This is a genomic window from Flavobacterium pectinovorum, assembly GCF_900142715.1.
GTDB lineage: Bacteria > Bacteroidota > Bacteroidia > Flavobacteriales > Flavobacteriaceae > Flavobacterium > Flavobacterium pectinovorum.
In genome coordinates, this window is record NZ_FRBX01000007.1 from 125,699 (window position 1) to 149,436 (window position 23,738).

12 protein-coding genes are annotated in these 23,738 nt (G+C 34.6%); all 12 read left to right on the forward strand.

What is annotated here, in order from left to right:
• The first annotated feature begins 9 nt into the window (after positions 1-9).
• Positions 10-1,623, forward strand: a complete 1,614-nt coding sequence (locus BUE22_RS20900) for a RagB/SusD family nutrient uptake outer membrane protein (RefSeq protein ID WP_073398079.1) — start codon at positions 10-12, stop codon at positions 1,621-1,623.
• 285 nt (positions 1,624-1,908) lie between these two features.
• Positions 1,909-4,227, forward strand: coding sequence for a GH92 family glycosyl hydrolase (locus tag BUE22_RS20905; protein ID WP_073397937.1), 2,319 nt, complete (start codon positions 1,909-1,911; stop codon positions 4,225-4,227).
• Positions 4,228-4,340: 113 nt separating this feature from the next.
• Positions 4,341-6,617, forward strand: coding sequence for a GH92 family glycosyl hydrolase (locus BUE22_RS20910; RefSeq protein ID WP_073397938.1), 2,277 nt, complete (start codon positions 4,341-4,343; stop codon positions 6,615-6,617).
• Between the two features lie 13 nt (positions 6,618-6,630).
• Positions 6,631-7,197, forward strand: coding sequence for a hypothetical protein (locus BUE22_RS20915; RefSeq protein ID WP_073397939.1), 567 nt, complete (start codon positions 6,631-6,633; stop codon positions 7,195-7,197).
• 364 nt (positions 7,198-7,561) lie between these two features.
• Entirely contained in the window at positions 7,562-8,413 is an 852-nt protein-coding gene (locus BUE22_RS20920) for a DUF4861 family protein (protein ID WP_073397940.1), read from the forward strand.
• 247 nt (positions 8,414-8,660) lie between these two features.
• Positions 8,661-10,487 carry a metallophosphoesterase family protein gene (locus BUE22_RS20925; protein WP_073397941.1) on the forward strand — a complete coding sequence of 609 codons (1,827 nt, stop codon included), beginning with the start codon at positions 8,661-8,663 and terminating at the stop codon, positions 10,485-10,487.
• Between the two features lie 52 nt (positions 10,488-10,539).
• A complete protein-coding gene (locus tag BUE22_RS20930; protein ID WP_073397942.1) occupies positions 10,540-14,574 on the forward strand; it encodes a hybrid sensor histidine kinase/response regulator in 4,035 nt (1,344 codons plus the stop codon).
• Positions 14,575-15,015: 441 nt separating this feature from the next.
• Positions 15,016-15,894, forward strand: a complete 879-nt coding sequence (locus tag BUE22_RS20935; protein WP_073397943.1) for an inositol oxygenase family protein — start codon at positions 15,016-15,018, stop codon at positions 15,892-15,894.
• Between the two features lie 43 nt (positions 15,895-15,937).
• Positions 15,938-19,078: a beta-galactosidase, LacZ type gene (locus BUE22_RS20940; protein WP_073397944.1), complete on the forward strand. Its 3,141-nt coding sequence runs from the start codon at positions 15,938-15,940 to the stop codon at positions 19,076-19,078.
• A gap of 89 nt (positions 19,079-19,167) precedes the next feature.
• On the forward strand, positions 19,168-20,310 hold the full coding sequence (locus BUE22_RS20945) for an acyltransferase family protein (RefSeq protein WP_073397945.1): 1,143 nt from the start codon (positions 19,168-19,170) through the stop codon (positions 20,308-20,310).
• 55 nt (positions 20,311-20,365) lie between these two features.
• Positions 20,366-22,003 carry a sodium/sugar symporter gene (locus tag BUE22_RS20950; RefSeq protein ID WP_073397946.1) on the forward strand — a complete coding sequence of 546 codons (1,638 nt, stop codon included), beginning with the start codon at positions 20,366-20,368 and terminating at the stop codon, positions 22,001-22,003.
• A 160-nt stretch (positions 22,004-22,163) separates the two neighbouring features.
• The gene (locus BUE22_RS20955; protein WP_073397947.1) at positions 22,164-23,693 is read left to right on the forward strand and encodes a glycoside hydrolase family 28 protein; all 1,530 of its coding nucleotides are present in this window, start codon (positions 22,164-22,166) and stop codon (positions 23,691-23,693) included.
• Positions 23,694-23,738: the final 45 nt, after the last annotated feature.

The following is a 23,738-nucleotide window of genomic DNA, read 5'->3' on the forward strand; positions in this document are numbered from 1 at the left end:
CTAAAAATTATGAAAAAGATATTAAAATATTTAGGGCTCCCAGTACTTATGGCTGGTTTAATATGGTCTTGTGACGATCTTGAAGTGCCTATTACAACACAATTGACACCTGAAGTATTTCCACAAAACTCAGCACAATATATTCAGACTACAGGACCTGTTTATGCAGCATTTCGAGGTGAGTTTTCATTTGCCTGGTGGTGGTCACAATCTTTATCTACAGACGAAGCTATTTTGCCTGCAAGAGGAGGTAACTGGTTTGATAACAGAAACTATATCGCAATGCATTATCATGATTGGAATGCAGATAACGGAATCATAGGAAGTCTTTGGGATTGGTCATCTAAAGTGATCGGGACAAGTAATCAGGCAATTTCAATTTTAAATCAGACAATGCCTGAAGGTGCAGATAAAAACACGTTGATTTCTGAGTTAAAAACAATGCGTGCTATTTCTTATTACATGTTAATGGATAGTTATGGAGATGTACCGTTGGACACTTTATACGGAGATTTTACGTCTCATGCCAAAACGCCAAGAAAAGATGTTTTTAATTTTATTGAAAAAGAATTAAAAAATGCCGTTCCTAATTTAAATCCGGTTGCCGGAGTTGCCACTTACGGAAGACCAAATAAACAAACGGCTAATGCAATGCTTGCTAAATTATATCTAAACGCTGAGGTATATACAGGCGCATCACGTGTTAATGAATGTATTGCAGCTTGTGATGAAGTAATCAACTCAGGCTTATATGTTGTTGAGCCAAGAGCAACTTACCTTCAAATGTTTTATCCAACAAATGGGCCTTTGATGAAAGAATTCATTTTTGCAGTTCCTTACGATCCGGCAGCTGTTACAGTGGGTTACAACGGACAAATGTACCATTCACGTTATGATGTACCGCGTTCTGAAAGAGCGAAGTTTGGTCTTGCATTTACACCAAGTGCACCAAGAAGTACCCTTCCTGAATTTTATGCTTATTTTGATGATGTAAATGATATTCGAAATAAACAATGGCTTACAGGTCTTCAATATATGAATAATGGCGTTACTCCGGTAATGGTTACAACAACCAAAAAAGGATATGACCAATTTTATACAGGATCTGATGGAGGAGACACATATACTTATCAGGTTAATTTAACACCAGATATTATACCACGTCAAAGTGAAACTTTATTTGATCTTGGAAATGACGAAATTGCATGGAATATGGGATACAGAAATGTTAAATTTTACCCGGATGCTACTTCAACAAATCGTAATCAAAACAATGATGTTCCTTTCTTACGTTATTCAGATGTTCTTTTAATGAAAGCAGAAGCAATTCTTCGTGGAGGAAGTGTAACATTAGGACAAAGTGCAGATGCATTAGTAAACATGGTTCGTTCTAATCGTACAACATCTCCAGCATTGAGCGGTGTAACATTAGAAGATCTTTACAAAGAAAGAAGTCGTGAATTTACCTGGGAAGCATGGCATAGAAATGATATGATCCGTTTTGGAAAATATGAAGGGCAATGGGGTTACAAAACCAATGCAGATACCTATCGCCGTGTTTTCCCAATTCCAACCAACGCTATGGTTTTAAACCCGGCTCTGATCCAGAATGATGGATATTAAAAATAAGAATTAGTAAGTACGCATTGTTACCCAATTTTAATTTTGAAAAGGAGAGGAGCGTAAATTCTTCTCCTTTTTTTACTAAAAAACTGGTCTATTCAGTTGCTCGTAAGAATCAGTTTAGTTTTGTTTTTGAATGAAAGCAAAGCTTAATCGAATGCCGTTTGAGAAAGCAGTGAAAGATTAAGCTTTGTAACATTCATTTAGGTTATGCTTTGAGAATACACTATAATCCGATAAAATCCTGTATAAAACAATATTGTCCCAACAATACAAACAGAATAAATGAAACTAAATAAAATCTATAAAATAGGACGCATTGGAATAGGTTTAACTCTTGTTTTTTTAGTGTCGTGCAATGCTCAGAAAACTATTTCTTTAAAAAAGAAACAGTTATCAGACATGGTTTATCCGTTGTTGGACACCGAAAATTCCAGATGGTTTTACTTTTCATCAGCAAGTCGTCCGTTTGGTATGGTAAACCTAAATCCCGATACAGAAATTAAAGGCGATTGGGGTGGCGGTTATAAATATACTACAGATACAGTTAAAGGTTTCAGCCACGTTCACGAATGGCAAATGTCTGGTGTATCAGTAATGCCAGTAACAATTACAGCAGGAAACAAACCAACTATTTTTAAAGACTTTTATTCGAAATTCAGTCATCAAAACGAAATTATAACACCAGGATATCATTCCATAAAATTAGAGCGATATCAAATAACGGCAGAATTAACCAGTACGCAAAGAGTTGGTTTTCATAAATATACTTTTCCAATAAAGGCACAAAAAGCAGTTCTTTTTAATTTGAACACTATTTTAGGGCCTTGTGAAAATGCAAATGGCAAATTAGAAAAAAACAATGATTATGAACTTTCGGGTTCATTAGTTTTGAGTACCAATTTCAGACGCCCAAAACCATTAACCGTATTTTTTAAAATTAAAACAAACGAGCCGATTACTTCCATAGAAAGAGATAATCTGACAGGTAATTATTTGGTCAATTTTAATAAAACGAAAGAACAAATATTGATGAAAGTTGGTATTTCTTATACTTCAATAGAAAATGCCGGTAATAATATCGAAACCGAATTACCACATTGGGATTTTAATAAAACAGTTGACGATTCCAGAAAAGTGTGGAGTGATTTATTGGGAAGAATTAAAATAGAAGGAGGAACCCAAACCGACCAAAGAAGATTTTACACGGATCTTTGGCATGCCCTTCAAGGCAGAAAAATAATCAGTGACGCAAATGGAGCCTATCCGGATAATACAGGAGAAAAATTCAGACTCGGACAATTGCCTTTAAATGCTGACGGAAAACCAAAATTCAACCATTACAATTCCGATGCTTTCTGGGGCGCACAATGGACAATTAATAATCTTTGGGGATTGGTATATCCAGAAATTATGGAAGAATTTGTCTATTCGTTAATGCAGTATTACAAAGACGGCGGTATGATTCCGCGTGGTCCTTCAGGAGGAAATGATACTTATGTAATGACCGGAGCTTCGGCAACACCTTTTATCGTAAGTGCCATTCAAAAAGGAATTGTGAAGGAAGATTTAGAGGAGATTTATATCGCGCTCAAAAAAAATCATATGCCGGGAGGTATTATGGAAAAAGCAGGATATGAACACAATACCAATATTGGCGGTGGATTAAAATATTATTTAGAAAAAGGATATGTGCCTTATCCGCTTCCCGAAGGCAACTTCGGAAGCCATGAAGACGGTACAAGCCAGACTTTAGAATATGCCTATCAGGATTGGACTTTGGCGCAATTGGCTAAAAAACTAAATCATGAAGAAGATTATAATTATTTCATCAAAAGAGCTAAAAACTATCAAAATGTTTTTGATGCAAAAATAGGCTGGATGCGTCCGAAAAACGTAGAAGGAAAATGGCGTGAAAATTATGATCCCTATCAATATGAAAATGGATTTATAGAATCAAATGGTGCACAATCAACATGGTTTGTACCGCATGATATTGAAGGTTTAGCCGTTTTGATGGGAGGAAAGGAAAAAGCTGTCGAAAAATTGAATGCCCAATTTGAAACGGCCAAAAAACAAAAGTATACTTCTGGTACATCGCATGATGCAGAATTACATCCAGAATTTAGCAGAATTCCTGTAAATTTTGGAAATCAGCCTTCTATACAAACATCCAATATTTTTGCAGTATTAGGAAGGCCGGATTTAGCACAGTATTGGACAAGAAATGTAGTAAAAGAAACTTTCAGCGGATTATCTCCGGCAACTGGTTATAACGGCGACGAAGATCAGGGATTAATGGGAAGTCTAAATGTATTGCTTAAATTAGGTTTATTTCAAATGAACGGCGGAACAGACCAAGATGCCGTTTATCAAATTGGAAGTCCAATATTCAATAAAATCACGATAGACTTAAATCCGAAATATTATTCAGGCAAAACATTCACCATCAAAGCCAATAACAACAACGCTGAAAATGTGTATATAAAGGATATCAAATTCAATCAGAAAGCAGTGCCAAAATTCAGTCTTTCACATCAGGAGATTACTAATGGAGGTGAGATGATTTTAGAAATGTCAAATCAGCCAAAGCTAGAAAAATAGTAAAGATAACGTTGGGTTAAAACCCTATTAACGCATAAAAATATATAAATATAGTTATTTGAGAAATATTAAAAATAATTAAAAACACAAACAAAAACAAAGAAATAACCACAATGAAAATATCATCCAAGTTTATCTTTTTTTTAGGAATATCATTTCTTACAACAATTACAAGTAACGCTCAGAAAACCGTTCATCAATACGTCGATCCAATGATTGGATCAGAAGGGGTTGGCAGGGTTTTTATTGGCCCATCTTGTCCATACGGAATGGTAAAACCAAGTCCGGATTGTACCTCAAGTCCAAACAGCGGCTGGCTGCCAATGCCAAAAGAAGTAACAGGTTTTAGCCAAGTACACGTAAGCGGAACAGGCGGAGGCCCGAAATACGGGAACATTCAAATTATGCCATTTTCCGGTGCTTTGGATAAAATGGATCAGACCTCATTTCGAACAGAAGAAAATGTAAAACTGGGTTACTACGAAACGGTTTTCAAAGAAAATAAAATTAAAACCGAAATAACGACAGGCGAAAAAGTATCATTTTACCGTATTACTTATCCAAAAAACACCTCAAAAGAATTAAAAATAGATCCGGGATTTTTTCTTGGAGAAGAAAAGATTCCTGACGCCAGAGAAGCGCAGCAGTTTGTAGGTTCGCAGATCGAAATTGTTTCGGATACCGAAGTTCGAGGATACAGTAGAATAAGAGGAGGCTGGAACAATGGCCGCGCTTATACGGTTTATTTTTGGGCTGTTTTCGATCAGCCGATTGCAAAATATGTAACCTTTAAAGACGGAAAATTTTACAACAATCAAAAAGCACAGTTTGATTCTGGAAAAAAAACAGCAGCATTACTTTCTTTCGGAAACGGGGGAAAAGAAGAACTGAATGTCAAAATCGGAATCTCTTTTTTAAGTGAATTAAAAGCAAAAAATAACATAGAAGTAGAAATTCCGTATTGGGATTTTAATACCGTTTTATCCACCTTAGAAAATAAATGGGAAAACTTATTAAGTCGAATTCAGCTTTCTGCAGACACTTCAGATGAATATAAAAAAATGTTCTACACAGGTTTATATCACACAATGATTATGCCTGTTGATAGAACCGGAGAAAATCCCTTATGGACAAATGATGAACCTTATTACGATGATTTTTATACGATTTGGGACACTTTTAGAACCTCAAGTCCTTTAATTACACTGATAGATTCTAAGCGTAAAGTCGAAATTATAAATGCCATGCTCAATATTTACAAACGCGAAGGTTTTTTACCTGAAGGAAGAAGCGGCAACGATAATGGAAGAACTCAGGGAGGTTCAAATGCTGAGGTTGTTCTGGCAGATGCTTTTGTAAAAAACTTAAAAGGAATTGATTACGAACTGGCTTTGCAGGCTATGCTCAAAGACGCAACCGTTCCGCCGGGAGGAAATGAAGAAAAAGAAGGAAGGGGCGGGTTAATAGATTATTTAAAATTAGGATATGTTCCCTTCGGCACAGACCGCGCAGGAAACCGAACAATCGATTATGCTTACAACGATTATAATATTGCCGTTGTTGCAAAAGGATTAGGCAGAACAGATTTGTACAATCAATATATCAAACAAGCTGACAGCTGGCAGAATTTATGGCGTCCTGATTACGAAAATAACGGAGCCAAAGGTTTTATTATGCCAAAAGACAAAGACGGAAACTGGCTGGATGATGTTGTTTTCGGCGAATCAAAAATCCAGAAACCTACTTATAAATATACTCCAGTAATTATCGAATCGCCTTGGTATGTATGCCATTGGTGCGTGTTTTTTTACGAAGGAAATTCATGGGAATATTCCTTTAGTATTCCGCATGATATTCCCGAAGTGGTTCGTAAGTCGGGAGGAGAAAAAGCTTTTGAAGAAAGACTTAATACGTTCTTTAATTCCGAATTGTATAATGTGGCCAATGAACCTTCGTTTTTAACACCTTGTCTGTATCACTGGATCGGTAAACCTTATTTGAGCAGCGACAGAATCAGAACGATTATCAAAAATAATTTCAATACTTCAAGAGAAGGACTTCCGGGCAATGATGATTCTGGTGCAATGTCTTCATGGCTTGCTTTTCACATGATGGGATTATATCCGAATGCCGGACAGCCTTATTATCTGATTAATACGCCTTTGGTAAAAGAAACAACGATACAATTAGAAAACGGAAAAAAGTTTAAAATCTCGGCTAAAAAAATGAGCGATAAAAACAAGTATATAAAAACCGCTTCATTAAACGGTAAACCATATAACAAAGCATGGATTTTACACGATGATATTAATAACGGAGGAGAATTGATTCTCGAAATGGATTCGAAACCTTCTGCGTGGGGAACTACTATTTTACCTCCAGTTAAATAAAATGATAAGCAAGATGAAAAATATATTTTTAATGATTCTTTTTTGTATCGTTTATCAAAAAGGAACATCTCAAAACTACATTCCGACAATAAAAAATAATACAGAACTAAATTATGTCTGTAAACTTCACGGACAGACGAGAACTTTATCACTTATAGCTCAAACAGCGGGTGACGGACTAACTTTTAAATTGGAAACCAGAGGCGTAAAAAGCAGTATTGTGATGCTTCCTGAAGCAGTAAAAAATGGAAATGCTTTAAGTTTCAATCAGGGAGAATACGCCCCAGTTTTAAACTTAAAACCGACGGAGACTTTTTTTATGATTTCAAGATCGGCTTATCAGGATTTAGTAAAAAATAGTTCATTCGTTTATAATAATACAACTTATGTTTTAGATAAAAACGAAGACAAAAACGGTGTTTCGATTGATGGAAAATTAATCGACGCATTGCATGTAATTGCACAAATTGATGAAACCGAAATGTGGATTATCAAAAATCCAGAATATCCATTAATCTGTAAAATAGCTAAGAATCCTTTAGGAATAAACTTCACTTTAGTGAAAGTAGCAGATAAATAATATAACCCGTTGGGTGTAATTAAAAAAGAATCCAACACATAGAAACATAGTTTAGTTGTGTAGAAAAGACGACAAAAAGAAACTTAGTTTCTCACACATAGTCCCGAAGCATCGGGATTTGTTAATGCAAGTGAAACGTCTCTTAACAAGCATCAAAATCTATGTTTCTATGTGTTAAAAATAATTAAGAATCCTTTACAATAAATACAAAAACATTTTGCGATCTAGTTTTTGTTATTGTATTTACTCCTTTTTTATAACAAAATGATTATTTATTGAGAAATCGTTTGCGTAATAGTGAAAGTATTGAAATGTTAGTTTAAATTTACGAAAATTAAATTTTAAACTATTAATAATTGAAATTATGAGATTATCAATCTTAACCACTTTACTTTTTTGCTGCATTTGTTTTGGACAAAATAATACAGATACAAGTTTGTATATGAAGTCTGATAAAATTACTTATCTGACAGATATTGGCTCAGAAACGGGAGATTTATATAAAACAATTGGACATCACGGGCCTGCAGTCGAAAATGAATGGATGGCTTTACGAATTTATTTTAGCGATAAAGTAGCAATTGATGTTTATTCTAAAGCAAAACCAGGTTTAGAGTTAAGAAAGGCAAATTGGTACCCAACGCCGGAACAGCAAAAAGAAGGATGGGGAGCCGATTACTATAAAGTAGCATCAACTGTAGGTTTGGGAGGTGTAAAACTTTGGGATGGAGAAAAAGTGGTGCCTTTAAATCCGGTAACAAATCGTTTGGCACGTGTGGGGAAAACAGATACAACTTCGTGGATGGAAATGATTTCAAGAGGAGTTCCTTACAAAGGAAAAAAAGTAGATATTTTAGTTCGTGTTACGGTGTTTTCCGGTAAAAGAGAGGCAAAAGTAGAAGCTGTTTCTTTAAGCGGAGAAAAAGTACAATTTGCCACAGGAATTAATTATTTCAAAGATTTTGGAACTAAAAAAGGAACAAATTATATCGCAGTTTGGGGAAAACATCCGGAAGATGTTGCAGCAGAAATCGTAGAGATTGGAGCAGCAATTATGTATAATCCAAAAGATTATGAAAAAACTACAGATGATGGGACACAATATTTGTTAATCTCTAAACCAACAAAAACATTAGAAACAAAAATCATTTCTTCGAGCGCAAGAGAAACAGAATTGAACACTTTAGATAAATTGGAAGCATATATTAAAAAGTAATAGAATTATCCTTTAAGTAAGAACGCGGATTGAACGGATTTACTTCGTAAAGACGCGGGTTAAAACGGATAATCTATTTGTATTTTTTAAAAGATTAATAAAAATCCGTTTTAATCCGCGTCTTCGCGTTAGCGAATCTGTTTAATCCGCGTCTAATTTTAAGGACATTTCATGGATATATAATCGGTATAATCTAAAAAAAAAATACAAGTAACAGATAATTATTAAAAATTAGAATACAAAATAAATGTTTAGAATATCGGCTATACTAGTACTATTACTTTCTTTATATTCCTGCAAATCACAGCAGACCGCTAAAAAAGAAGTCCAAATTGCTTTTATAGCCGATGTTCATTTACAAGATATTTTCGCCAAATTTGAAGATAATAACTATCAGGGAATCAAAAATCCGGTTACGGGCGAATATGCCAATATCAGGACGATGAACACTCAATTGCATTCAACCAGAATTTTCAATGAAAATTATTTTGCCTTTCTGGAAGCTTTAAACGATATTGTCAAAAGAGGCATCAAACAAGTCGTACTTCCAGGCGATTTCAGCGATGACGGACAACCCGTTCACGTGCGTGGATTGAGAAAAATACTCAACGAATATTCTCAAAAATACGGAATCTATTTTTTTGTTACCACTGGTAATCATGATGTTGTAAGACCCTTTCAGCAAGATGCCGCTAAAACTGATTTCTTAGGCAAAGACGGAAAAGAGCAGATCATCAGCAGTTCGAAAAATTTAGATAAAAGTAAAAGTGAACTTGAACCGATTATCACTGCCGATATAAAAAACTGGGGATATAAGGAAACGATTCAGGAAATGAGAGATTTTGGTTTTTTCCCAAAAAAGACCGATTTGTATTGGGAAACGCCTTTTTCAAACTACACATATGATTATTATAATTTTGAAGACGCTTTAAAAGAATCTGTTTTAGAAAAAAGAACGTATCTAATTAAAAACACCAATCTATATCTTCCGGATGCCAGTTATCTTGTCGAACCAATAAAAGGAATCTGGCTTTTGGCGATAGATGCCAATGCGTATGTTCCAAACGAGAAATTATCAGGAAAACAAGATGATCCGCATGATTTTTCGGGAGCCAATACAGGTTACAATAACGTTCTGATTTATAAAAGCCATTTATTAAAATGGGTAAAGAAGGTTTCCGCGGAAGCGAAACAAAGAGGAAAAATACTGATTGCTTTTAGTCATTATCCAATGGTGGAATTTAATGACAATGCCTCGCCGGAATTAAAACAGCTTTTTGGTGCCGATAAAATGCAGCTGCAGCGAGTTCCTAACGAAGAAGTAGCGCAGCAATTTGCAGATGCCGGAATTCAGATTCATTTTGGAGGACACATGCACATCAACGATACGGGCGTAAGAACATCAGCAAAAGGAAATACTTTGTTTAATATTCAAACACCTTCGCTTGCAGCTTATATGCCGGCTTATAAAATATTGATGATTCATTCTAATACTGAACTTGAGGTTGAAACGGTTGTAATTGGCAAAGTGCCTAATTTCAATAGTTTATTTCCTTTTTATGAAGAAGAATATGCGCATTTGCAGAATAATAAAAGCGAGCATATTTGGAACAAAGAAATTTTAAAAGCCAAGGATTATGCAGCATTTACAAACTGGCATTTAAAGGAATTAGTTCGTTTAAGATTTTTACCCGAAGATTTTCCTGCCGATTTTTTAAAATCAATAGTAAATGTTTCAGGAAAAAATTTATTAGAAATAAATAAAAATGCATCAGAAACGGATAAAGATTTGAAATCAAATTCCCTGACTATTTCTGATTTTGAATCCTGGACTGGTTTTGATATGATTTTCGATTTTTACCGTTTAAAAAGCGCTGATGAATTGGCTTATTCAGAAATTGGAAACAAGAGATTAAAGCAATATGAATTGGTTTGTACACAGTTGAAAAAATCAAATGATCCAAAACTGATTTTATGGGCAGAAATAGTTGCAAAAACCATGAACGGCGATCCTTCCGATCATTTTATGATTGATTTGAAAAACAACAAGATTGATAATTTATCTGTTAAATAATTTTGATATTTATTAAATCAAAAAGATTAAATTGCATTTATAATTTATTTCGATGAGACAAAAATCTTTTGCACTATTTTTATTTTTTGCCCTTTTTTATCATTCTTATTCGCAGAATATAAAATTTGCGCATTATAATGACAATAACGGATTGTCTCATAATTCGGTGCGCCATATTGTACAGGATAAAAAAGGCTTTATGTGGTTTGGAACGTTCTCAGGATTAAATCGTTTCGATGGTTATCAGTTCAAAAATTACATGAGTTCTACTCCAGGAAAAAATAAATTGTACAATGATGACATTACAGCTTTGGAACTTGATGAAGCTTCAAATCAATTATGGATTGGTACCAGAAAAGGACTGACACTTTTCCAGATGGACACGCATGTTTTTACGACCTTTTTTCATAAAAAAGAAGATCCAAACAGTCTGCCCGATGATGAAGTAAGATCGGTTTATGTAGATAAATTTAAAAGGGTTTGGGTAGGTACCAAAACAAAAGGTATGTATCTGTTTTTCCTGAAAGAAAACCGATTCGAAAAAATTCAGCTTAAAGGTTTTGATTATGTAAAAGAAATTTTTGAAGACAAAAAAGGCAATATCTGGGTTGGCAGTTACGAAAAATCAGGTATCGCAAAAATAACAATGGATGCTAAAGGAGCAATTGTACGAATAAATAATTACACGCTTTCTGTTCCATATTCCAACATAAAAAATCCATATATTAATTTTATTTACGAAGATGCCAAGTCGGATATTTTTGTCGGAACCCGTGAAGGTTTATATAAACTTGATAAAACCAGTGATCAATTTGTCAATTTATATATAGAAAGCAAACAGATTAGAGGTGCTTTAGGACCTTATTTTTTATCGGTTGCACGCGCTCCCGATGGAAAATACTGGGTTGGAACTTTGGGCGGATTGCTGGTTTGCAATCAATTAGAAGATATTCAAAAGGGAAATTATAAATGGTATTATTCTATTTTATCAGATGATACTTCACTTGTAGATAATTTAATTTCAGCACTTTATTTTGATGCTTCCGGAGTTTTATGGATCGGGACAGAAGATGGTTTGGATAAATACGATCCTTATGAAAATCAGTTCACTTTAAACAAGGATATTTCACGTTCTATAGGTAATCAGGCACCGCGTATTAGAGGTTTTGCTAAAACGTATGATCAAAAAGTGATTGTGGCGACTTACCATAATGGACTTTTTATTTCAAATACAAAAGGCTCAACTCCTTTACATAACACAGGAAAAGATATTGCGAGTATTTATTCTGACGACGGTAAAATCTTTTATTGCGGCCTTTGGGACGGAAATATATTAGTGTACAATTACAGTACAAATTCTTCCAGAGAAATAAAGGCAGGATTTGAAAAATCCCCTGTTTTTGCTTTTACAAAGATTACAGACGATTCGATGATAGTAGGTTCTTTTGGAGAAGGCGCAGTAATTTTGAACACCAAAACGCTGCAAGTAGAAACATCAAGTAAACTTTTACCGGACTTTCAGATTAATGCAATTGAAAGAGATGCTAAAAATAATGTTTGGTTTGCCACAGAAACCGGAGTTGTAAAATACAATATCAATTCTGGAAAAATAGAAACCTATTCGTCGCTTTTTATCAAAGAAAAAGGAGTTCCTCATGATGAAAATGTGAGTGACGTTTTGGTTGATGCAAAAGGCAAAATATGGGCGTCAACACGTTTTGGGCTGTGTTTATATGATCCGAAAAAAAATGAATTTGAACCGGTAAAAAATCTTAAAGAACTTTCCGGGAAATGGATTACTGATATTTTATCAGATACACAAGGAAATTTGTGGCTGAATATCAATAACAATAATATTGCTTTTGTTAAAGCTAATTTAAGGGATATCAGTATTTATCATGTAAACAGCGGTAACAGATTGGACGTTTTTAGTTCAAGCGGCTTTTTTTACTTTAATAATTCGAATATTTTTCTGGGAGGTAAAAATGGAATTATTTCTTTTTCCCCACCAGCAATGAAAAGAAACAAATGGGCGCCGTTGCCCGTGATTTCCGAATTTAAAATTCAGAATGAAGAAGTTTTCCCGGAAATGGAGATTAATGGAGAAATCCCGCTTTCAAAAGATTTGAATTATGGAAATGAAATAGAACTTACCCATAAGAACCGCGATTTTTCGATTCAGTTTTCGGCTCCATCTTTTGCAAACGAAAAGCTGAATAAGTTTCAATATATGCTGGAAGGTTTTGATAAGCAATGGATAACGGTTAATAGTACGTCAAGAATAGTTCAGTATACAAATCTTTATCCCGGAAATTATGTTTTTAAAATAAGATCAAGCAACAGCGACGGATATTGGAGCAAAACAGTTTCATATAAAATAAAAATCCTGCCGCCTTTTTGGCTGACACCTATTTCTTTTATACTGTTTTTGGCACTTTTGTTTGGTGTTTTTTATTTTATCAGAAAGGAAATTAAAAACAGAATTCGTTTAAAACAAGAACTCCTTACTGAGAAAGTAAATAGAGAACACGATGTTAAATTGAATAATGAGAAATTACGTTTCTTTACGAATATTTCGCATGAATTAAGAACACCTTTAACGCTTATTTTAGGTCCGGCGAAGCAACTTTTAGATGAAAGCAGCAATGCTACCGATTATGAAAAAAGCAGATATAATTTAATTTATCAAAATGCCAGCAGATTACTGAATCTGGTAAACCAGGTATTAGATTTTAGAAAAGCGCAGTCAGGAGAATTAAAACTAAAAGTTACTAAAACCGATATTCTGGCTTACTCGAAAAATATTTTTGACTCCTTTAAGGAAATGGCTTATGATAAAAAGATTAAGCTCAATTTTATCTCTGAAGATGATGAAATAAACGGCTGGCTGGATAATGATAAGTATGATAAAATCCTGTACAATCTCTTATCGAATGCATTAAAGTTTACCAATAAAAACGGAAATGTAGACTTGTACATCAGGCTTAAAGATACGGTTGAAGATATTTTAGTGATCGAAGTAACCGATGACGGAATTGGAATTCCTTTAAAAAGCCAGGATAAAATTTTCAAACGATTTTATCAGGCAACAAACAGTAAAGCCCATAATACAGGATCGGGTATTGGTTTGTCATTGGTAAAATCTTTAGTAGCAATTCATAAAGGAATTATTTCTGTAGAAAGTACAACAGGAAAGGGAAGTACATTTAGAGTTGAAATTCCGATTGACCGTGATTCTTACGAGCATAAAGAGGTGTTTGAATATGCGCTTAAAAATGACAGTTTAAGTATGCTTATTCCGGAAAAAGCGGCTAAGAAAATTATTCAAAACACAGATTTAAAAGAAAAAATATTAGTAATTGAAGATAACAGCGAACTTAGAAAATATCTGGTTGACTATTTATCTGATTATTACAAAGTTTATGACGCAGAAAATGGAGAAGAAGGTTTGAAAATCTGCCGACAAATTAAACCAATTTTATGCGTTACAGATGTTATGATGCCTGTTATGGACGGACTGGAGTTTTGTCAACAATTAAAAAATGATGAATTTATAAGCCATATTCCAGTTGTAATGCTTACTGCACTTTCTGAAAACATGGATAAAGTAAAAGGCTATGACATGGGAGCTGATGGTTATTTGGTTAAACCTTTTGAACCATTATTGCTTAAAACAGTTATTGAAAACATAATCAAATCAAGACTAGAACTTAAACAAAAATTCTCCGGCGAAGTAGAAGGAAAGATCAGCATGCTGACACATTCGCCAATTGATGAAGAATTTATGGAAAAAGTAACCAATTTAATCAATGATAATTTGAGCGAAGTAGATCTTTCGACAGAATTTTTATGTGATAAATTGGGTGTTAGCTCTTCAAAATTATACAGAAAAATTAAAGAACTAACAGATTTAGCACCAAACGAATTTATCAGAACTATTCGTTTAAAAAAATCAGCAGAACTACTCAAAACTAAAAAGTACAATGTTTCTGAAGTGACTAATTTGGTGGGCTTCAATGATCCTTTGTATTTCAGTCGATGTTTTAAAAAGCAGTTTGGTTTTCCGCCGAGTAAGCTGATTAATTAATTTTCCTTTCGATGTCCCCGTGGTTGAAACCACGGGCTATATTTGATGTGCAATTCCGCATTTTTTTTTCAATATTAAAAACATAGCCTGTGGTTTCAACCACAGGAACGCAATCTATGTCCACAATCTAATTTCTCCCAATACGTCTCCCGTGGTTGAAACCACGGGCTATGTTTGAAATGGGATTCCTCAACCTTTCATTTCAATATTCAAAACATTGCCCGCGGTTTCAACCGCGCGAACGCAAATGCATATCCATAATCTAATTTCTCCTGCTATGTCTCCCGTGATTGAAACCTTGGGAACACACCAAAATAATCAGCTAAATATTTCTAAAAATCCTACAATAATAAAAATTATCCATGTTTTTGATGTATTAATCCATTTTGAACGGTATAGGTAATTCTATTTTTGTCTTTATAACTTTTAATTTTTAGCATTATGAAAAAGCATATAGATACAGATAATCCGTTGAATAATTTAGATGAATGGGAAGATGATTTGTTATTGCGATATCCTGATCCTTCTGAAAGTACACCCGAAAAACAAAAAGAAGAATTCAGGAATTATGTCGATTCGGAAAGAGTAGAAACGGTTAAGGAATTTTATAGAATAAACCATACCTATCAAACTTATGATTTTGTGTGCAGCAAAGAGCAGGAGTTTCTACAATTCAATAAAAAAGAAATGTCAATCTGGGAAGCAGTTGAGTTTTTAAATACGCTTGTAGACGACAGCGACCCAGATATTGACTTAGACCAAACACAACACCTTTTACAGACTTCTGAAGCCATTAGAGCAGACGGTCACCCAGATTGGTTTGTACTGACAGGTTTTATTCATGATTTAGGTAAAATTTTATGTTTGTTTGGAGAACCGCAGTGGGCAGTTGTCGGTGATACATTTCCAGTTGGATGTGCTTACTCGGACAAAATTGTTTACTCAGAATTTTTCAAAGAAAACCCCGATTACACAGACGAAAGATTCAATACCAAATTTGGAGTTTATACCCAAAACTGCGGATTGGAAAAGGTAAAAATGAGCTGGGGTCATGACGAATATTTGTATCAGATTATGAAAGATTATCTTCCGGATCCGGCTTTATACATGATTCGTTATCATTCTTTTTATTCACAGCATAAAGAAAATGCTTATGCCCATTTAATGAATGAAAAAGACATAGAAATGTTTGATTGGGTAAGAAAGTTCAATCCGTATGATTTATACACTAAAGCACCGGTTAAACCAGATGTAAAAGCATTACTTCCTTATTATAAAGAATTAGTTGCTAAATATTTGCCTGAGAAATTGAAGTTCTAGAAATATCAAAAATTTCATTTGAAAGCTATCTAAAACCAAAATAATGCATAAGATCAAAACCAAAATATTTTTATTAAACCTGCTGATACTTTGTGTAACTGTAGTTTTCGCTCAGGAAAAAGATCGTAACGATTGGGAAAATCCTCAAGTATTTCAAATTAACAGAGAACCTGCGCGTGCAGCTTTTTTGCCTTATGCAGATGAAACTTCTGCTATAATTGATAAATATGAAAACTCACCCTGGTATTTTTCTTTAAACGGTAAATGGAAATTTTCCTGGTCACCAACGCCAGATCAACGCTCGAAGGATTTTTACAAAACAGATTTCAGTACACTGCATTGGAACGAACTTCAAGTGCCGTCGAATTGGGAACTGCATGGTTATGGTATTCCAATTTATACCAATATCACCTATCCTTTTGAGAAAAATCCGCCTTTTATCAATCATTGGGATAATCCTGTAGGTTCTTATAAAAAAGATTTTGTTTTGCCTGAAAACTGGAAAAACCGACATGTTTTTCTTCATTTTGAAGCAGGAACATCAGCCATGTATATTTGGGTGAATGGTGAAAAAGTAGGGTATACCGAAAACACCAAAAGCCCGGCAGAGTTTGATATTTCTAAATATTTAAAACCAGGAAAAAATGATTTAGCTGTAGAAGTTTACAGATGGAGTGACGGTTCATATCTGGAAGATCAGGATATGTGGCGACTGTCTGGAATTGATAGGAATGTGTATTTGTACAGCACAGATAATGTTCGAATTTCAGATTTTTTTGCCAAACCAGACTTAGATGCCAAATACAAAAACGGAAGTCTGAATGTAGAAGTAAGTTTGAAAAACCTGACTTCAACTGCTGTTAACAATCAAAAATTAATAGCAAAATTCGTAGATGCTTCAGGAAAAAATGTATTTACAAAAGAATTGAATGTCAATTTTGAAGCATCAAAAATTCAGACTTTAAATTTTGCTCAGAATGTTTCCAATCCAAAGTTATGGAGCAGTGAAACACCAAATTTATACACGTTGCTTTTGACCTTAAAAAATGAAAAAGGAGATATTGTAGAAACCGTTTCCACTCAAATAGGATTTAGAAAAGTAGAATTAAAAGGCGGACAATTATTGGTAAACGGAGTTCGATTAATGGTTCATGGCGTAAACATTCACGAACATAATCCGGAAACGGGACATTATCAGGACGAAGCTACGATGATGAAAGACATCAAAATGATGAAACAGCTGAACATTAATTCAGTGCGCTGCAGTCATTATCCAAACAATATTTTATGGGTAAAACTATGTAACAAATACGGTTTGTTTTTGGTGGATGAAGCCAATATCGAAAGCCATGGAATGGGAGTAGAGGGACAGCCTCTAATTTGGATGAATCCAAAAACTAATCCGGGTTATCTTCCGGAATGGAGAGAAGCACATCTGGATAGAATCTATAGTCTTGTTGAAAGAGATAAAAATATGCCATCGGTAATTCTTTGGTCATTAGGTAATGAAAGTGCCAACGGACCCGTTTTTCATGACGCCTACAAATGGATCAAAAAAAGAGATAATACAAGATTGGTTCAGTTTGAGCAGGCAAAAGAAAATGAAAATACCGATATCGTTTGCCCAATGTACCCAACAATAGAATACATGAAGGAATATGCGGCACGTAAAGAAGTTACACGTCCTTATATCATGTGTGAGTATTCGCATGCGATGGGAAACAGCAGCGGTAATTTTCAGGAATACTGGGATATCATTCGCGGAAGCAAAAATATGCAAGGTGGTTTTATCTGGGATTGGGTAGATCAGGGATTTGAAACAACAGATGAAGTTGGCAGAAAATATTGGGCTTATGGCGGCGATTTGGGAAGTCAGAATTATACAAATGATGAAAATTTTTGCCATAACGGATTGGTTTTTCCTGACAGAACACCGCATCCCGGAGCATTTGAAGTAAAAAAAGTCTATCAGGATATTTTATTTAATGCTGTAGATATCAAAAACGGAGTAATCGAAATTGTAAACGATTTTGGCTTTACAAATCTGAATAAATACAACTTTAAATATGAGGTTTTAGAAAACGGAAAAGTAATTAAAGAAGGAACAATTAATGTTGCTTTAGATCCGAAAACAAAAAAACAGTTTAAGCTTGATTTACCAAAATTACAATCAAAAGAAGGAACAGAATATTTATTAAATGTTTTTGCATACACTAAAACAAGTTCAGAATTACTACCACAGCATTTTGAAGTTGCCAAAGAGCAGTTTGTAATCGAAGATTCCAACTATTTTACAAAATCAGAAAAGGTAAATGCAGCCAAAATTCAGGACGAAAAGGAGCAGTTTGTATTGACATCAGATAATGTAGTGGTAAAAATCAGCAAAAAAACGGGATTAATTTCTTTCTATAGTTTAAAAGGCGAAGAATACTTTAAACAATATCCTGAACCTAATTTCTGGAGAGCACCAACGGATAATGATATCGGGAATAAAATGCAGATTAGAACGAATGTTTGGAGAACAGCCGGTAAAAATACCAGTTTAGAAAGCATTCAGCAAACAGAGGAAAACGGAAAGCAATATATCGTTGCCAAATTAAAACTGAATGATGTTGCTTCTGATTATACAATTAAATATTCATTAGGAAATGACGGTGCTTTAGAAATACATGCGTCTTATAAAAAAGGCAATAATCCGTTGCCGGAACTGCCTCGTTTCGGAATGATTTTCACCTTAAAAAACACATTAGAAAATCTGGATTATTACGGAAGAGGACCTTTAGAAAATTATTCAGATAGAAAAACCAGTTCATTCAAAGGAATTTATTACAGTAAAGTTGCAAAACAATATGTGCCTTATACACGCCCACAAGAAAATGGATACAAAACGGATATACGCTGGTTTAAGTTGTCAGGCAATAATGGAAATGGCCTGGAAATAAAAGGTCTGCAACCTTTATGTATGAGTGCTTTAAATAATTATCCGAGTGATTTTGACGGAGGAATTTCTAAGAAAAATATTCATTCCAGCGATATTACGCCAAGAGAAGAAGTAGTGGTTTGTGTAGACTTAACCCAGCGCGGATTAGGAGGAGACAACAGTTGGGGATTACCTCCGCACGAACAGTATGTATTGACTCAAAATGAATACAGCTACGGATTTGTCATAAAACCAATTGAATAAGTTTTTAGTTTTCAGTCTCATTTGTACTGAAAACTGGGACTAGATTGAATACTAAAAAAAACTATCAACCGACCACTGAATACTAAAAAATGAGTAACACTACAAAAGGAAGATTAATTTCTTTGGATGCGCTTCGCGGATTTGTTATGTTTTGGATTATGAGCGGAGAACACATAATTCATGCTCTTGCCAAAGCTGCCCCAATTCCCGTTTTTATCTGGATGTCATCGCAACTGCATCATGCAGAATGGAATGGAATTACGTTTTACGATATGATTTTTCCTGTATTTCTTTTTGTTGCAGGAGTTTCAATGCCGTACTCTTTTGAAAAGAAAATGGAAATGGCTGGCGTAAAAACGCCACAAGAATTACCAAGTAAAGAAAAGAAGAAAATTTACTTATCAATGCTGAGGAGAACCTGTATTTTACTGGTTTTAGGATTTGTGGTAAATGGATTATTGCGATTCGATGGTTTTGATCATACCCGTTTTGCAAGTGTTTTAGGAAGAATTGGACTGGCTTGGTTTTTTGCCGGAATCATCTATTTAAATTTTGACATTAAAAAACAATTAATTTGGTTTTTCGCTATTTTGTTTGGCTATTATGCAGCAATGAAATGGATTCCTGTTCCCGACTTTGGCGCAGGAGTTTTGACCAAAGAAGGATCACTGGAAGGATATATTGATCGTTTGCTTTTACCAGGCAGACTGCACAGTACGGTTTATGATCCGGAAGGAATATTTTCTACCATACCTGCTATTGCTACGGCATTATTAGGTGTTTTTACAGGAACATTTTTAAAAGCAAAATACTCTTTTTCTATAAAAGTAAAATTGCTTTTAATGACTCTTACGGCAGTTGTTCTGATTATTGCAGGTTTGATATGGGATATTAATTTTCCAATCAATAAACATTTATGGACAAGTTCATTTGTGTGTTTTGTTGGAGGATTTAGCATTTTATTTTTTGTCTTTTTTTATTTGATAATTGATTTTTTCGGATTCCATAAATGGGCATTTCCTTTAATTTTAATCGGTTCAAATTCTATTTTAATTTACATCGCTGCCGAAGGTTTAGTTGATTTTAAACACACTGCAGATTATGTTTTTGGCGGACTTATCAATTTTACGCCGCTTTTATGGCAGCCTTTTTTTACAGCGTTGTCTGTAACCGTTGTACAGCTTATTTTACTTTACTTTCTATATAAAAGAAAATGGTTTCTAAAAATTTGAGAGACATTCAAATTTAAATACATTTTACTATCTAACCACACAATAACCACACATTATGAATGTATTACAAACCGCAGATTACATTGTTTTCTTTATTTACTTTGTCATAGTCACGGCTTATGGAATGTATATTTACAGAAGCAAGAAAACCGCAGCAACCAGTTCCAACGAATATTTTTTAGCCGAAGGATCGCTTACCTGGTGGGCAATTGGAGCATCACTGATCGCTTCTAATATTTCAGCAGAACATTTTATCGGTATGAGTGGTTCGGGATTTGCCATCGGACTTGCGATTGCTTCTTACGAATGGATGTCTGCCGCCACATTAATTATCGTGGCGATGTTCATTTTGCCCATTTATCTTAAAAATAAAATATTTACCATGCCGCAGTTTCTGGCCAAAAGATACAGCGGAACAGTAAGTACCATTATGGCTATTATCTGGCTTTTAATTTATGTGTTTGTAAATCTTACTTCTATAATCTATTTAGGTGCATTGGCTATTTCATCAATTGCTCCTGTAAGTTTTCAGTTTTGTGTTATTGCGCTGAGTTTATTCTCCGTGATTGTAACTTTAGGGGGAATGAAAGTAATTGGATATACGGATATGTTTCAGGTTATAGTATTAATTTTAGGCGGATTAGTAACCACTTATTTAGCATTGACTTTACTTTCGGATCAGTTTGGTTTTGGAAAAGATATCTTAAAAGGACTCTCAATTATTGCAGATGAAGCGCCCGGGCATTTGCACATGATATTAGAAAAATCAAATCCGCATTATACTGAACTGCCGGGAATGTCTGTTTTGATCGGAGGTATGTTAATCAATAATCTGGCGTATTGGGGATGTAATCAATATATTGTGCAGAGAGCTTTAGGAGCCGATTTAAAAACAGCCCGAAAAGGAATTCTATTTGCTGCTTTTCTAAAATTATTAGTTCCAATAATTGCTGTTTTACCGGGTATTGCGATGTTCGTTATGCACTCAAACGGAATGTTTCAGCAGGAAATGGTAGATGCAGCGGGAGTTTTAAAACCAGATCAGGCTTATCCAACTTTAATGAATTTACTTCCTGCGGGATTAAAAGGTGTCGCTTTAGCCGCTTTGACTGCAGCAATTGTAGCTTCTTTGGCAGGAAAAGCAAATAGTATTTCGACTATATTTTCTTTAGATATTTATAAAAAATATTTCAATTCGCAGGCAACAGAAAAAAAGCTGGTACGTACAGGAAGATGGTGTGTGGTGGTCTGCATGATTATCGCAGCAATTGTAGCGCCGGCATTAAAATCATTAGATCAGGCGTATCAGTTTATACAAGAATATGTGGGTTTCTTTTCACCTGGAGTTTTAGCAGTTTTTTTATTGGGAATGTTCTGGAAAAAAACAACACCATCAGCCGGACTTGCGGGAGCATTATTAACAGTGCCTCTTGCTGCAATATTAAAATTCCTGCCAATGTGGACAGATGGCGCTTTTCCTGATTATCCTTTCTTAGACCGAATGACTATTGTTTTCTTCTTAATTGTATTTATAATGGTTGGTATTAGTCTGGCAAATCCAGCATCTGAAGAAGAAGCTGAAATACATAAAATCGAAGTCGATAATTCGATGTTTAAAGTTTCTTCAGAGTTTATTGTAGGATCATTTATTATCTGCGGAATATTAGTGGCTTTATATACCGTTTTCTGGTAATTTTTATTTTGCCACAAAGCCACAAAGGCTCAAAGTTTATTTAAAAAGAATAAATTGAAAATTGCTTGCAAAGGATTGAAGGCGCAAAGTTTATTGAAAGAAACTGTAGATAAAAAAGCTTAGCGACTTAGTGTCTTTGTGGCATAAAAAACAAAAAGAAATGAAAAAGAAATCTATAATCGCGATCCTAATTTTCTGTATTTCCTTAACCGTTTCGGCGCAAAAGATATTTGACATTAAAAAATATGGCGCCGTAGGAGACGGAAAAACTTTAAATACAAAAGCCATTCAAAAAGCGATTGATGCGGCCAACAAAAATAAAGGCGGAAGAGTTGTTTTTTCTAAAGGAAAATTTCTATCAGGAAGCATAGTCTTAAAAAGCGAAGTTGAATTGTTTTTTGAAGAAGGAGCAATTTTATTAGGTAGTACAAATCCGGATGATTATCCTAAATTTGAAGGAATAAGAGCATTGATTATAGCCAATGAAGCAAAAAATATTGCAGTAAACGGAAAAGGAATTATAGACGGACAAGGAAGAGAACTGGCATTAGCAATCGATAGTCTCCATCATACAGGAGTTCGAATTGATCCCAAATACAATTACAGAAGAATGCGTCCTGAAGACGGAAGAGGAAAGCTGATTTCGTTTGTAAAATGCGATTCTATAACGATGATCAATATCACATTAAAAAACAGTCCGGGCTGGGTGCAGTGTTTTACCGAATGCAAAAATATTGTAATCGATGCTATGAAAGTCAATAGTACCGCTTATTGGAACAATGATGGAATTGATGTTAACGGATGTGAAAATGTTCGAATAACAAACTGCAATGTAAACGCCGCAGATGACGGAATCTGCTTAAAATCAGAGTCACCGGGATTGCAGAACAATAATATTTACATTGCCAACTGCAGGATTAGATCGAGTGCCAATGCTGTTAAATTTGGTACAGGTTCTTATGGCAGTTTCAAAAACGTAACTATCGAGAATATCGAGGTCTATGATACTTTCAGATCGGCAATCGCAATTGAATCTGTAGATGGAGCCGAGATTGAGAATATTAAAGTTTCAAATATTACCGCCGTAAATACAGGAAATGCGATATTAATTCGTTTAGGTCACCGAAATGGAGATAAGCCGGGTTATATCAAAAATGTATCGATAAAAAATGTAAAAGTGCAGGTTCCTTTTGGCCGTCCGGATATTGATTATGATATGCGCGGACCAGAAGTTGATTATTTCCATAATTCGTTTCCGGCTTCTATTGCGGGAATTCCGGGACATTTGATAGAAAATGTAACTTTAGAAAATATTGAAATCACCTATCCGGGAAGAGCTTCAAAAGGAATGGCGTATCATCCTTTAAGCAGATTAAAAGATGTAAAAGAAAACATAAACGGTTACCCCGAATTTTCCATGTTTGGAGAATTGCCTTCTTGGGGATTTTATGTGCGTCACGTAAACGGAATCGAAATGAAGAATATAAAACTCATTTTAGAGAAAGAAGATTTTCGTCCAGCCTTTGTTTTTGATGATGTAAAAAATCTGAGAATGAAAGCTATTGATATGCCTTCGGATAAAATCAATCAAATTATTTTTAAAGATGTTTCATCAAGCAATTTAGACAGTGAATCTTTAAAACGAAAAATAGAACCAGAACAAAATAAATTTGAACTGCCAGCGCATTGAAATTTTGCCACAAAGGCTCTAAGGCGCAAAGTTTTTTCACGCAGA

Bases quoted from the DNA above. Each gene is read 5' to 3' on its own strand.
- BUE22_RS20900 (WP_073398079.1), top strand. From the start codon at position 10: ATGAAAAAGATATTAAAATATTTAGGGCTCCCAGTACTTATGGCTGGT.
- BUE22_RS20905 (WP_073397937.1), top strand. From the start codon at position 1,909: ATGAAACTAAATAAAATCTATAAAATAGGACGCATTGGAATAGGTTTA.
- BUE22_RS20910 (WP_073397938.1), top strand. From the start codon at position 4,341: ATGAAAATATCATCCAAGTTTATCTTTTTTTTAGGAATATCATTTCTT.
- BUE22_RS20915 (WP_073397939.1), top strand. From the start codon at position 6,631: ATGAAAAATATATTTTTAATGATTCTTTTTTGTATCGTTTATCAAAAA.
- BUE22_RS20920 (WP_073397940.1), top strand. From the start codon at position 7,562: ATGAGATTATCAATCTTAACCACTTTACTTTTTTGCTGCATTTGTTTT.
- BUE22_RS20925 (WP_073397941.1), top strand. From the start codon at position 8,661: ATGTTTAGAATATCGGCTATACTAGTACTATTACTTTCTTTATATTCC.
- BUE22_RS20930 (WP_073397942.1), top strand. From the start codon at position 10,540: ATGAGACAAAAATCTTTTGCACTATTTTTATTTTTTGCCCTTTTTTAT.
- BUE22_RS20935 (WP_073397943.1), top strand. From the start codon at position 15,016: ATGAAAAAGCATATAGATACAGATAATCCGTTGAATAATTTAGATGAA.
- BUE22_RS20940 (WP_073397944.1), top strand. From the start codon at position 15,938: ATGCATAAGATCAAAACCAAAATATTTTTATTAAACCTGCTGATACTT.
- BUE22_RS20945 (WP_073397945.1), top strand. From the start codon at position 19,168: ATGAGTAACACTACAAAAGGAAGATTAATTTCTTTGGATGCGCTTCGC.
- BUE22_RS20950 (WP_073397946.1), top strand. From the start codon at position 20,366: ATGAATGTATTACAAACCGCAGATTACATTGTTTTCTTTATTTACTTT.
- BUE22_RS20955 (WP_073397947.1), top strand. From the start codon at position 22,164: ATGAAAAAGAAATCTATAATCGCGATCCTAATTTTCTGTATTTCCTTA.